The organism is Amphritea opalescens (assembly GCF_003957515.1).
GTDB classification, from domain to species: Bacteria; Pseudomonadota; Gammaproteobacteria; order Pseudomonadales; family Balneatricaceae; genus Amphritea; species Amphritea opalescens.
Map to the genome: position 1 here is coordinate 24,609 of NZ_RQXW01000023.1, position 13,427 is coordinate 38,035.

Below are 13,427 nucleotides of genomic sequence, written 5' to 3' on the forward strand. Positions count from 1 at the left end.
AGCCGACTCAAATGTTTACACAGTTACCGGTAAAAAACCGCCGGCCTGTCTAGTCAGTTAAGCAGATGTTGGCGTAGGATTAAAGCTATCGCTAATATTTTTAAGGAGTTATACGGTGCGATATCAGCATATTGTTATTCTCACCGGGGCGGGAATCTCTGCCGAATCCGGCATCAAAACATTTCGTGCGGCGGATGGTTTGTGGGAAAACCATCGCATTGACGATGTCGCTACCCCTGAAGCGTTTGAGCGGGACCCTGCATTAGTGCATACGTTCTATAACCAGCGCCGTGAACAACTATTGTTGCCCGATATTCAACCGAATGCCGCCCATGAAGCCTTGGCTCGATTAGAACAGCATTTTGCGGGTCAGTTTCTGCTGGTGACGCAAAATATTGATAACCTACATGAACGGGCTGGCAGTCAGAATCTGATTCATATGCACGGTGAGTTGCTTAATCTTCGGTGTACCACGTCGGGTCAGGTATTTCCTCATCAGGGGCCGGTGATGCCCGATGCTCGTTGTGGTTGCTGTGATCAGCATGGCACTCTGAGACCCGATATTGTTTGGTTTGGCGAGATGCCGATGCAGATGGAACTGATCTATGATGCGCTTGAGGCCTGTGATCTGTTTATCTCCATTGGTACCTCCGGCCATGTCTATCCGGCGGCCGGTTTTGTGGAAATCGCCAATAGCGTGGGGGCTGAAACGGTTGAAATTAATCTCGAACCGTCGAAAACGCAGTCCGCATTTGATCGCCATATTTATGGCCCAGCAAGCCGCGAAGTGCCCCTTTTTGTTGAAAGTTTGATCAGTGGTTAATGCTTCTTTTTCAATAAGTTACTGGAGTGGTAGAGCATTGTTCACTATATTGTAACCTGAGTTATGTATTTTCAGGTGGTTCAACTCGGTATCGCTCAGTCAGTGCAGAAGCGCCGTTACACCGCTATGACGCACAGAAAAGTACAGCAGCGGTTAAGTATAGAGAGATAGAGACTAATACCGAGCGCGAACCGCTAAACCCGTGTTCAACCAGACAATTTACGGTACCGGGATTTCTATTGAGAGAGGCAAGATTATGATGACAGAACAGTTTGTAACCGCCAATATTACACCGTTGGATAGCCTCGATACGCTGTCCCCCTATGAAGTCGCCAAGCTTCAAGACCGCAACGAAGCGGGCCTATATCCTCTATTTCGTCAATGCGCCTTGGCGGTACTGAATTGCGGTAGTGAGCTGGATAGTACCCAGCAGGTGTTGGATAAACATAAAGATTTTGATATCCGAGTTAGTCAAAAGCATCGTGGCGTTCAACTTGAACTGATCAACGCGCCAGCGAGCGCCTTCGTGGATGGGGAGATCATTCAGGGGATTCGGGAGCATCTATTTTCGGTGTTGCGCGATCTGCTCTACGTGGGCGATGAGTTTGCGGCCAAGTGTTGTGATGGTTTAGACGAGGGGGGGCAGACCACCAACATGGTGTTTCATATCCTGCGTCATGCTAAAGCGATTGAGCCCCATGTTAAGCCGCATCTGGTGGTGTGTTGGGGAGGCCATTCGATCAGCCGTGAGGAGTATATCTATACCAAACAGGTAGGCTATGAGCTTGGCTTGCGGGGGATGAGTGTCTGCACCGGTTGTGGCCCCGGCGCGATGAAAGGGCCCATGAAGGGGGCAACCATCGCGCATGCCAAGCAACGAATGGCGGATGCCCGTTATGTGGGCATCTCGGAGCCGGGTATTATTGCCGCGGAATCACCCAACCCGATCGTTAATGAACTGATCATTATGCCGGATATCGAAAAACGACTAGAAGCGTTTGTTCGTCTTGGGCACGGTATTATCGTCTTCCCTGGCGGAGCGGGCACGGCGGAAGAGATTCTCTATATGTTGGGGATTCTGCTGCATGAACGTAACAGCACCTGCCCACTACCGTTGATCTTTACAGGCCCAGCAGGCAGTGAAGCATACTTCGACACCGTGGATAAGTTTATCCGCGCCACCTTGGGTGACCGTGCGGCGAGCCTGTATGAGATTGTTGTCGATGATCCATACGAGGTGGCGCAAAAAATGAAAGCGGGGATGGCGCGGGTGACCGATTATCGCAAAGCCACCGATGAATCCTTTCATTTCAATTGGCAGCTCTATATTCCGGCCGAGTTTCAACAACCGTTTGAGCCGACCCATGAGAACATGGCCGCACTGGATATAACTCGAGATCAACCGGATTACCTGCTGGCTGCGACCTTACGTAAGGCGTTATCCGGTATTGTTGCGGGAAATGTTAAAGCGCCAGGTGTTCGTGCGATTGCGGAGTTTGGCCCATTTGAACTCAGTGGCGAAGCGGATCTCGTCGGTGAGTTAGATGAGTTGTTGGCCTCCTTTGTGCAACAGCGGCGGATGAAAATCGATTATGAAGAATACAGCCCCTGTTATCGTTTGGTGCACGCAGAGACGGCTTAAGGCACCGACTTAAAAAGCGTGATTAGAAAGCTCGATTAAAAAGCCCACTGCATATTCGTGGGCTTTCGTTTATCCGTTAGCGATAAGATTTATTGTGACCGGTTCGTTTGAGCTGGCTAAAAGCGTGTAATCGCACAGTGAACCCAGCATGAGATATCACAATACCTCTCTATGCCCATGAGAAAAATGCTATCTATCTGTTTTAATGGTTATTTTATGCCTAAACGATAATGCCCTTAGGTTGGCTGAGTTATTACTTAATCAGCCGTGTCGACGAGTAACGGACTAGCCAACTCGTGAAATATTGGTAATATGACGGCCACTTTTTGGCCCATTGAGAACCGCTGATGCAACTACTGTTTGATATTGTGATACCTGTTTTTATCCTTATGGTGCTGGGGTGGGGCAGTTCTCGTACGGGTTTACTGGAGCCGTCTAGCGAGTCCGCGCTGAATCGTTATGTGTATTATATTGGCGTGCCGGCATTGATGTTTTCGTCGACGGCGACGGTGGATATTCAATCGGTATTACAGTGGGATTTTATCGCCGTTTATCTCGGCGGCGGCGTGATAGCATCCTTAATTGCTTTTTTGGCCTGGCGAAAAATGCAATTAAGTGACCCCCTCGATTGGACGGTGGTTGCACTGAACTCCGCTTGGGCGAATACCGTCTATATGGGCGTGCCTATCTTTTACTTTTTGTTTGGTGAGCGAGGCGCCTTGCCGGTCATTATCGCGACCTTAGCCAGTAATCTTCTCTTTATTCTGGTGTTGGCGTTGATGTCAGAGTTGCAGAATAGCCAAGGCGGAATATGGGTGAAGCTGAAAACCCTGTTGCTGCAGGCGCTGCTGAAAAACCCAGTGATGATGGCGCCATTAATTGGGATGTTGGTATCGGTCAGTGGTGTTAGCTTACCGGCCATGATTTTAACGCCGATACAGATGCTAGCGCCTTCCGCCGCTCCCGTGGCGCTGTTTGCATTGGGTATGTCCCTCAGCGGGTTATCGGTTAAGGGAGGCAGTTTTGAGTTAGTGTGGCTGACATTGGTAAAACTGGTGCTGCATCCGTTAGCGACATTTGGCTTGGCGCTATGGGCTGGGCTAGAGCCTTTTTGGATTGCCAGTGCAGTGGTGTTATCGGCGCTGCCCACCGGTGCCATGGTGTATGTGTTGGCGCAGCAATATAACACGAGGGTGACACTGACCTCTGCAACCATTATGGTGACAACATTAGTATCGGTGGTGACGTTGGCTATATTGCTACCGCTGATGAAACAATTAGGTAGCTAGCGAGTCATTTTAGGAGAAATATCATGCAGTGCCATAAGGTAGATTACGAGATTATCGGTGACTCAATGCCGATGCTGGAAGTAGAGCTTGATCCTGGTGAAACGGTGGTAGCTGAAGCGGGTTCGATGAACTACATGGAGCAAGACATCAGCTTTGAGGCCAAAATGGGCGATGGCGCCGATCCCGAAGAGGGGATGTTCTCTAAGTTGTTCTCTGCCGGTAAGCGCATGGTCACCGGTGAATCGCTGTTTATGACGCATTTTTCCAACAGTGGTAGCCAGAAACGTAAAGTCGCTTTTGCAGCACCCTATCCTGGCATGGTGGTGCCGGTGGATATGTCACAAACCGGCAACCGACTGTATTGTCAGAAAGATGCCTTTCTGTGTGCGGCACTCGGCACCCGTCTATCGGTGGCTTTCTCTCGTAAACTGGGCGCTGGGTTCTTTGGCGGTGAAGGTTTTGTGCTGCAAAAGCTGGAAGGTGACGGCATGGCCTTTATACAGGCGGGCGGCACCGTGGTAAAAAAAGAATTGAATAATGAAACCCTCAGAATTGATACCGGCTGCTTGGTGGGCTTTAGTGAAGGGGTTGAGTATGACATTGAGATGGTTAAAGGTTTGAAATCGATGTTTTTAGGTGGTGAAGGACTGTGGCTGGCAACCCTATCAGGGACTGGCTCTGTTTGGGTTCAAAGCTTACCTTTCTCCCGTCTTGCCGATCGGATTATTGCGGCGGCTCCTGCGATGGGCGGTAAAAATAAAGGTGAGAGTTAAGTAAGCCTAATGGGGCCAAAGTCATAGAATGGCCTGCTTTTCATGTCATTTTTATGACTTTCTGCCCCAATAAAGGTATATTTCCCCGATATTTCTTATCGCGATTGTTGGTTTTCTGTAATGCTGCGTAAAAAACTGGTTATAACATTAACAACTGCGCAGGGGTCTCGGCAGTATACGCTGGGGCAATTGGCGCGGTATCTGATTGCCCTTTTTTTGTTGATGGCGATCTGCAGTTTTTTTGTGTCTAATCTACTACTGGTTAAAACCTCGGATGAACTCGATTCGTTAGAGCAGGGGATCAACTCACTTTCTAGCCAGTATGAGATGACACTTGGTACTCAAGAGTTGCAAAAAGGACAGTTAGATCAGTTGTCGTCGACATTGCAGGAACTGAAAGTTGAGCGGGATAAGCTGCAGGAGGAGAACCTCCGTATTGGCGAGCTCAATGAAACACTGGATGCCAGTCTCTTCGGTCTTGAAGACCTGCTCGGATTACCGCCTTCAAAAAGTATGACGTCAGATCGGGCTGATGCCTTGACGGTGATGACCAATCAGCGACTGTTTTTCCTCAGCGTTTTGCCTAATGGTGAACCCATCGATGGGCTGCGTATTAATGATTCTTACGGTATGCGTATGCACCCGATTCGTAAGAAGAAAGTGATGCACAACGGTATCGATTTTAAAGCCCGCACGGGCACACCAGTATATGCCACCGCAGATGGTGCGGTAGAGTTCGCCGGTATGCATAAGTCGAGCGGTTTTGGAAACCTGATTATTTTGCAGCATGCGCTTGGGTTTAAAACCTATTATGCGCATCTGAGCGGTGTAAAAGTAAAAAGTGGCACCTTTGTCAGTAAAGGTCAGTTGATTGGTTTGAGCGGTAATACGGGTCGATCAACGGGGCCCCATCTGCACTATGAGGTTCGCTATCTCTTCCGCCCTATCGATCCCAAGCCGTTTATCGCTTGGAATATAAGTAATTTCGATTCACTGTTTTCAGAAGTAAAAGGTGTAAAATGGGCTTCTTTACGAAAAATGTACCCGCTAAATCAGGTGCTGGAAACGGCTCAGCAATAACCATTATCGCTGAAGGTAATAAGTTCAGCGGTGATATGAGTATTATCGGCCGTATGCATATTGATGGTACCTTTGAGGGTAATGTCTCATCGCTGGATAATATCTCTATCGGTAAAAGTGGCCATGTTCACGGTGTTGTTAAAGCTAATCATATTACGGTTTGCGGTCTGCTCGAGGGTGAAGTGATTTGCGACGAACTCGAGATCGACCGCGGTGGTAAAGTCGTGGCGACGGTGATCAGTAAAGTGATGGCGATTCATCCGGAAGGCAACTTTATCGGTGAGCGACGGATGAAAGAGAAGGGAGTGTTAGAGCACTCGCCAAAAATTGAATCCGGGGTTGACGCGATCGATTCACTACCGGATAAAGTCACCCTTAATACGACTAAGGAATCTGTATAAGCGATGTGTGAACTGCTCGGCATGAGTGCCAATGTCCCAACCGATATCTGTTTCAGCTTTAGTGGTTTGATGCAGCGGGGTGGCGAGACCGGCCCGCATAAAGATGGTTGGGGAATTGCCTTTTATGAGGGTAAAGGGTTGCAGGTCTTTCATGACCCGGCCCCGAGCTGCCAGTCCGAGATCGCTCAGTTGATTAAACAGCATCCCATCAAGAGTAAAACGGTGATCAGCCATATTCGCCAAGCGAATGTGGGCAGTATTTGTCTCGAAAACACCCATCCGTTTACCCGTGAACTCTGGGGGTTTAGCTGGACCTTTGCCCACAATGGTCAGCTAGATCAGCGGTTGTTTGATCTACCGTTAACGTCTTATCAACCGGTCGGCACCACCGACAGTGAATACGCGTTCTGTTGGTTGCTCGGGCAGGTGAGGGAGCGTTTTCCCGAACGGCCGAGTGATTTCTCCCAAGTGATTGAGTTTATCCACTGTTGTGCCGACCAGTTACGTGAGCTGGGAGTTTTCAATATGTTGCTGACTGAATCCGAATACCTGCTGGCCTACTGCACCACCAAGCTGTCATGGATTACCCGCCGAGCCCCTTTTGGTCGGGCGCGGTTAACCGATGAAGAGCTAACGGTGGATTTTGGTCGAGAAACCACTCCACACGATATCGTCACGGTGATCACAACCGAACCCTTGACCGATAATGAACACTGGCGAAAGCTGCAAACCGGCGAAATGATCGTCTTTCGGGAAGGTGTACAACAGCCGCTGAGTCGCTGCTTTGGTCACGCCTGATTTAAACCTCTTGTAAATTGACTACCCCATTGTGACTGCCATTATTAAGCAACTATATGCCCGGCTGGATAACTGCCTGATTGCCGACCGTTTTGCTATTCGGAAAAAAATTCAGCGGTTACAGCAAAGTATTAAACAGCAAAAGCCAAATGATCGCCTGCAAAATGAGATAGACGGGGCGCTGCAACGTTCAGAAGAGCGGGTCGCGCGGCGCGATTATAGCCAGCCGATTAACTATCCTGACCTGCCGGTGAGTGGTCGTCGGGAAGAGATCGCCAAAGCGATAGCGGAGCATCAGGTGGTGGTGATCGCGGGTGAAACCGGCTCGGGTAAAACGACGCAGATTCCGAAAATTTGTCTAGAACTTGGCTTGGGCAAGGTCGGCTTGATCGGCCATACTCAGCCTCGTCGTCTGGCCGCAAGAACCGTAGCAAACCGTATCGCCGAAGAACTACAAACCTCTTTAGGCAGTACGGTGGGCTATCAGGTACGGTTCACTGAACAGGTGGCGGATAACACCATGGTCAAGTTGATGACCGATGGTATTCTGCTAGCCGAAACGCAAAACGACCGTTATCTCGAACGCTATCAAGTACTGATTATCGATGAAGCGCATGAGCGTAGTCTTAATATCGATTTTTTACTGGGTTATCTGCACCGAATTCTACCGAAACGTCCCGACCTGAAAGTCATTATTACCTCGGCGACCATCGACCTCGAACGTTTCTCGCAACACTTTAATAATGCGCCGGTGATCGAAGTCTCTGGCCGTACCTTTCCGGTTGAACTGCATTATCGTCCACTGGAAGAGATGGATGATAATAGCGAAAAAAGTATACCCGAAGGCATCGTCTGTGCGACCGAAGAGCTTGTCCAGCTAGAGCGACAAAAGGGTATTAGCGGCGCGGGTGATATTTTGGTGTTCCTCAGTGGTGAGCGAGAGATTCGTGAAACCGCAGAGTACCTACGTAAGGCGGCTCAGCAGGGACGTTTGCGGCATATCGAGGTGATGCCTCTGTATGCCCGCCTCAGTGTTGCCGAACAGAACAAGATATTCTCGTCGGTACGGGGCGCAGGGCGACGCATTGTGCTGTCGACCAATGTGGCGGAAACATCACTGACCGTGCCGGGTATCCGCTATGTGATTGATCCCGGATTGGCGCGTATTAGTCGTTATAGTTACCGCTCTAAAGTGCAGCGATTGCCGGTTGAACCGGTTTCTCAGGCCAGTGCCAATCAGCGTAAAGGTCGGTGTGGTCGTGTGGCGGAAGGGATCTGTATTCGGCTTTACTCCGAAGAGGATTTTAACGCCCGACCTGAGTTTACCGATGCTGAAATTCGTCGTACGAACTTGGCTGCGGTTATTTTACAGATGCTCAACGTGCGGCTCGGCGCGATTGACGAGTTTCCCTTTATTGATCCGCCCGATGGTCGTTATATCAATGATGGCTTTAAACTCCTTCAGGAGCTCGGCGCGGTTGATGTGAAGCGTCAGCTAACCAAACTTGGGCGACAATTGAGCCGTTTGCCGGTCGATCCTAAGATCGGGCGGATGTTATTAGCCGCGGCCAAGAATAACTGCCTCAGCGAAATGATCGTTATTGCCAGTGCGCTGAGTGTGCAAGACCCCCGTGAACGGCCGATGGATAAACAGCAGGCGGCGGATCAGAAGCATCGAGAATATGCCGATGAAGAATCCGACTTTGTGACGCTGGTTAATTTATGGAACCTCTATGAAGAACAGCGCCAAGAACTTAGTCAGAATCAGCTGAGGAAGTATTGCCAGAAGCAGTTTCTCTCCTATATGCGGATGCGAGAATGGCGGGATGTACATCGCCAGTTACACCTTATCTGCCGTAACCTCGACTATAAAGAAAACACTCAACCGGCAGGCTATGATGCGTTGCATCAGTCTCTACTGACCGGTCTGTTGGGCAATATGGGTTTCAAGCAGGAGGGCAAGGAGTATCTTGGTGCCCGTAATCGGCGCTTTAATATCTTTCCCGGCTCGATGCTATATAAGAAAGCCCCGAAATGGATTATGGCCGCCGAGCTGGTTGAAACCAGTCGGTTGTATGCCCGAATGGTGGCGCGAATCGACCCTCTCTGGGCAGAACCGCTGGCGGGGCACTTAGTGAAGCGCAGTTATTTAGAGCCTCACTGGGAGAAGAAAAAAGCACAGGTGGTGGCACAGGAACAAGTAACCCTCTATGGGCTGATCATTGTGCCAGGACGCACCGTTCATTATGGCCGGATCGACCCAGAGGTCAGCCAACAAATATTTATTCGCAGCGCATTGGTGGAAGGGCAGTTTAGTACCCAAGGGGCGTTTTTTAATCATAACCGCAAATTATTGACCTCCATCGAAGGGCTTGAAGCGAAAACCCGACGTCGTGATCTGCTGGTGGATGAAGACACCCTAACCGAGTTCTATACCCTGAGGTTGCAGGAGAATAACGGTGGCGCGGTAGTTAATGGCGCGGGGTTTGAAAACTGGCGCAAAGAGATAGAGCAACAGAATCCTAAGATTTTGTTCATGCAGGAAGAAGATCTGCTACAGCGTTCAGCCGATCATGTCACTCGCAGTAGTTATCCTGAGCAGCTCATGCTTAACGGGGCGAAGCTTAAGCTGAGTTATCATTTTGAACCCGGTGCAAAAGATGATGGTGTCACCCTGCAAGCACCCTTAGTACTGCTGAATCAAATCTCTGCGGAACGGCTCGAGTGGTTAGTGCCGGGGATGCTCAAAGAGAAGTGTGTGGCCTTATTAAAAGGGTTGCCGAAATCGCTACGTAAAAACTTCGTGCCGATTCCTGATTATGTCGATGCCTTTGTTGAGGCGGCGGTATTTGCTGAAGGCTCATTGAATGAAGCCTTAGCGCTACATCTAAAGCGTATGACCGGCGTACGAATCAGTAAGGATGATCTGGATGCCGTGAAGCTCGATGATCACTATCGGGTGAATATCCGTCTGCGCGGAGAAAAGGGTAATACCGTCACTGAAGGGCGTGACTTGGCGGCATTGCAGCAGAGTTTTGGCGCGCAGGCACGGCAAGCATTAACGCAGGCTCCTTCTGAAAGCTGGGGGCGTAAAGGCATCACCGGTTGGGATTTCGGTGATCTGCCGGCGGCTATCACCTTAAAGCAGGCCGGAGGTTTAGAGCTTGAAGTCTATCCCGGATTGCAAGATTGTGGCGACAGTGTCGAACTCAAAGTGTTTGATGATCGGGCGATGGCCGCCTATCAAAATCGCTTAGGGCTAGCCCGACTGTTTTTGCTGCAACTGAGTGAACAGGTGAGATACCTGAAAAGTCGCTTGCCGAAGTTTCAACAAACCGCCATCTTGCTGGCCAAGGTGCAAAACAAGAATCAGTTGCATGAGCAATGTCTATTGAGTGCCGTGATCGCTACCTTTTTGCGAGAAGATGCAGAGATACGCACACAGCAGCAGTTCGATGATCGGCTGAACCAGTATCGCAGCGAGTACTGCGCGCAGGCAGAAAAGCAAGCTGAACGGCTGGCGGGTATTGCACAGCAATATCATGGCCTCCAAAAAAAGCTTTCAGGTTCGGTTAATCTTCAGGCTGTTACTATCCTCAACGATATCCGGCAGCAACTCGAGGGCCTAGTGTACAAAGACTTTTTGCTTCGCGTACCCACGGAACAGTTGCAGTCCTATTCTCGTTATTTGAGTGGGGTTGAACAACGGTTAGAAAAGTATCAGCGTGAATTGCCCCGTCAGCGTATGTTAAGCGAGCAGTTACAGCAGTTGACCCGTCAGTATCGAGGCCAAGCGGAGCTTGATAGTAAGCATAACCGTTACAACGAAGCGCTAGAGAATTATCGCTGGATGTTAGAAGAGTACCGCATATCTCTGTTTGCCCAGCAGTTAGGCACCCGAACAACGGTGTCTGAAAAACGACTGAAGCAGCTGTGGCAACAGATAGAATAGCCATTTAGGCTGTGCTATTTGATCTGTATCAGCATTGTCTGTAGAAGTTCCATAAAATAACGCAAACAATGCAAATAAATGGGTTAAATAGTTGCGAAGCGTTGGTTGCTATGGTGTAATGCGTGAAATTTATTTAGAAGTGGTCCGTAAACACCGGTTTTTAATCAATTTTAGCCTATAATGTTTAGGTGAATGATTAAATAATCTAGGTTAATTGATCGAATCACGATAAAATGCATGAAAGGCTGGTTTTAGATAGTTGGCCTTAAAAGTTCAATCTATGTGGATTTATTTCTCACATGGGATTGAAATTAATCTGTATTATAGTATTTTTCTTGTGTGGTCTAGCGTAGTTGATGACGCGAAGCCTCAAAGAAATTATAAAGTTTGACTACTAGTACGTTAAATATTGAAGGGGAAATGTTAATGAAAAAGTCTCTAATCGCTCTGGCTGTTGCCGGTGCTCTGACGGCTCCAATGGTTGCTCAAGCTGACGCAACTTTGTACGGTTCTTTACGTGTTCAAATGAGCGATGTTGATGGTCAAGACCTAGATATCCATGACAACACTTCACGTATCGGTATCAAGGCTACGTCTGAGTTGTTCTCTGGTGCGACTGCAATCGCTCACTTTGAAACTTATGTCAGCACTGAAACTGGTGCTTTAGATAGTACTAATGTATCTAATATTAATCCAGATGGAAGTGTCGATTCTAAAGGCCGTTTGGCTTATGTTGGTATCACCGGTTCTTACGGTACTGCAACTTTCGGTCGTCAGTGGATCCCAGCTTACCTGTTTACCATCGCTAAGACTGATATCATGGCGGCTGCGAACACTGAAACAACTCACAGCTATCTTACTGGCGGACGTCAGGGTAATACGGCTGCATACGTTTCTCCATCTATGAGTGGTCTGAAATTGGCTGCTGCATTTGTAGCTCGTGCTGATAATGGCGTTGATGCTGATGATACTGGTGATGATGCTGACGCTTGGCACCTTGCTGCTAACTACGAAATCGGTGATTTCACAGTAGGTCTGTCTACATTACAGTATCAAGGTACTGTAGATGAAGATATCAACTCTATCGCCGCAAGCTATGCTGCTGGTGATTGGTATGTTGGTCTGTCTGTTGAAGATGATGACGTTAACCGTACTGATGATGATGCAATCGTCGTTCTGGCTGGTTCTTACACTATGGGTAACACTACCCTGCTGGGTTCTTACACAGCTTTCGGTGATGACTCTTCTGATGTTGACCAAGGTAACCGTTACATCGTTGAAGTTCAGCAAAAACTAGGTAAGCAAGCATTTGTATTTGCTAACTATATCGAAGCTGATAACGATGCTGAAGATGCTGGTGAAGCTGCAGATACACTCGCTGTTGGTTATAACGTAAGCTTCTAATCCTTATTTAATAAGGGTTAAGTTTATAAAAAAGGGTCCCTAGGGGCCCTTTTTGTTTGTCTCGTTTTTATCTGGGCTCAATAAATAATGGTAAGAGCCGTTAGCTTTGCCGGTTTTTACCATTATTTCTTGTTCGCAATTTTTTATGTTGTGATGCACAATACAGATTATTGATCGTTTTAGGGATGTTATCTATGCCAATATTCAAACGGCTCTTGCTGACTGCTTTTGTTATGCAGTCGTTAATGTCACTGTCGGTGCAAGCCGAGGAGACGAGAGAGATCGATCCATGGGAAGGGTTTAACCGGAGCATGTTTAGTTTTAATGCTACCCTTGATCGTTATGCTTTGACGCCTGTTACTAAGGGCTACCAAGCGATTACGCCTGATATTGTTGAGACAGGAGTTGGTAATTTTTTTGGTAATTTGGGCGATGTTGGCAGTATGCTGAATAATCTACTGCAATTTAAACCTAAGGCGGTGGTGCAAGATCTTTCTCGGGTTGTATTTAATACCACGATTGGTTTAGGGGGAATCCTCGATGTTGCAACCCCGATGGGGTTGCCCGAGCATGGTGAAGATTTTGGCCAAACACTGGGGTATTGGGGCGTTAAGACAGGCCCTTACCTGGTATTACCTTTCTTGGGCCCATCCAATATTCGGGATGGCATTGGTTTGATACCCGACTCTTTGATTGATCCCGTGGGCGAGATCGACCCCATCCGTACCCGTAATCAGCTTTATGGCTTAAGAGTGATCGATACCCGGGCAGAGCTGTTTGCCGCAGAAGAGCTTCTTAGCGGTGATCGTTATATCGCGATGCGAGACGCCTATATGCAACGTCGCGAGTTTTTGGTTAATGATGGCCAAGTCGCCGCCTTTGATGATGACCAATTCTAGGGTGCGCTGAAGCATGAACCGCACCATGGGTTATATTACCATCGCAGCCAGAGGCAGCTCCCACAAGTGCAAAATTGTAGGGTGCTGGTGAGGAACGAACCGCACCACGTGGTGATATTACCATCGCAGCCAGAGGCAGCTCCCACAAGTGCAAAATTGTAGGGTGCCGGTGAGGAGCGAACCGCACCATATGGTGATATTACCATCACAGCCAGAGGCAGCTCCCACAAGTGCAATATTGTAGATACCATCTCTCACCACCGGGTTCAAACTGTTTTTTAAGCCGTTTGAACCTGGAATTCACTTTGATTCTTAACCACGCCAAAACATACTTGTACCAGCTTTCTCATGGCCGCTCCCAAAGCG

At 48.6% G+C, this 13,427-nt stretch carries 10 protein-coding genes; all 10 read left to right on the forward strand.

What is annotated here, in order from left to right:
- The first annotated feature begins 115 nt into the window (after nt 1-115).
- The 10 genes from cobB to EH243_RS17555 all read left to right on the forward strand — a co-directional run bounded on the left by cobB (nt 116) and on the right by EH243_RS17555 (nt 13,061).
- Nucleotides 116-823: a Sir2 family NAD+-dependent deacetylase gene (gene cobB, locus EH243_RS17510; RefSeq protein ID WP_126159956.1), complete on the forward strand. Its 708-nt coding sequence runs from the start codon at nt 116-118 to the stop codon at nt 821-823.
- Between the two features lie 256 nt (nt 824-1,079).
- On the forward strand, nt 1,080-2,465 hold the full coding sequence (gene ppnN, locus EH243_RS17515) for a nucleotide 5'-monophosphate nucleosidase PpnN (protein WP_126159957.1): 1,386 nt from the start codon (nt 1,080-1,082) through the stop codon (nt 2,463-2,465).
- Between the two features lie 347 nt (nt 2,466-2,812).
- Nucleotides 2,813-3,754 (forward strand): AEC family transporter, encoded by a 942-nt coding sequence (locus tag EH243_RS17520; RefSeq protein WP_126159958.1) that lies wholly within the window; start codon nt 2,813-2,815, stop codon nt 3,752-3,754.
- 23 nt (nt 3,755-3,777) lie between these two features.
- Entirely contained in the window at nt 3,778-4,527 is a 750-nt protein-coding gene (locus EH243_RS17525) for a TIGR00266 family protein (protein ID WP_126159959.1), read from the forward strand.
- Between the two features lie 120 nt (nt 4,528-4,647).
- Entirely contained in the window at nt 4,648-5,607 is a 960-nt protein-coding gene (locus EH243_RS17530; protein ID WP_126159960.1) for a M23 family metallopeptidase, read from the forward strand.
- Nucleotides 5,547-6,008, forward strand: coding sequence for a bactofilin family protein (locus tag EH243_RS17535; RefSeq protein ID WP_126159961.1), 462 nt, complete (start codon nt 5,547-5,549; stop codon nt 6,006-6,008). Before EH243_RS17530 ends, EH243_RS17535 begins: the two co-directional genes overlap by 61 nt.
- Nucleotides 6,009-6,011: 3 nt before the next feature.
- Entirely contained in the window at nt 6,012-6,806 is a 795-nt protein-coding gene (locus EH243_RS17540; protein ID WP_126159962.1) for a class II glutamine amidotransferase, read from the forward strand.
- Nucleotides 6,807-6,837: 31 nt separating this feature from the next.
- Nucleotides 6,838-10,758, forward strand: coding sequence for an ATP-dependent RNA helicase HrpA (hrpA, locus tag EH243_RS17545; protein ID WP_126159963.1), 3,921 nt, complete (start codon nt 6,838-6,840; stop codon nt 10,756-10,758).
- Nucleotides 10,759-11,184: 426 nt separating this feature from the next.
- Entirely contained in the window at nt 11,185-12,162 is a 978-nt protein-coding gene (locus EH243_RS17550) for a porin (protein ID WP_241235120.1), read from the forward strand.
- Nucleotides 12,163-12,356: 194 nt separating this feature from the next.
- Nucleotides 12,357-13,061: an MlaA family lipoprotein gene (locus tag EH243_RS17555; RefSeq protein WP_126159964.1), complete on the forward strand. Its 705-nt coding sequence runs from the start codon at nt 12,357-12,359 to the stop codon at nt 13,059-13,061.
- Nucleotides 13,062-13,427 lie beyond the last annotated feature (366 nt).

Excerpts from the sequence above, each read along its gene's own strand:
- EH243_RS17535 (WP_126159961.1), top strand. The coding sequence starts at position 5,547 with ATGGGCTTCTTTACGAAAAATGTACCCGCTAAATCAGGTGCTGGAAAC.
- EH243_RS17520 (WP_126159958.1), top strand. The coding sequence starts at position 2,813 with ATGCAACTACTGTTTGATATTGTGATACCTGTTTTTATCCTTATGGTG.
- EH243_RS17525 (WP_126159959.1), top strand. The coding sequence starts at position 3,778 with ATGCAGTGCCATAAGGTAGATTACGAGATTATCGGTGACTCAATGCCG.
- EH243_RS17555 (WP_126159964.1), top strand. The coding sequence starts at position 12,357 with ATGCCAATATTCAAACGGCTCTTGCTGACTGCTTTTGTTATGCAGTCG.
- EH243_RS17540 (WP_126159962.1), top strand. The coding sequence starts at position 6,012 with ATGTGTGAACTGCTCGGCATGAGTGCCAATGTCCCAACCGATATCTGT.
- EH243_RS17530 (WP_126159960.1), top strand. The coding sequence starts at position 4,648 with ATGCTGCGTAAAAAACTGGTTATAACATTAACAACTGCGCAGGGGTCT.
- EH243_RS17550 (WP_241235120.1), top strand. The coding sequence starts at position 11,185 with ATGAAAAAGTCTCTAATCGCTCTGGCTGTTGCCGGTGCTCTGACGGCT.
- ppnN (WP_126159957.1), top strand. The coding sequence starts at position 1,080 with ATGATGACAGAACAGTTTGTAACCGCCAATATTACACCGTTGGATAGC.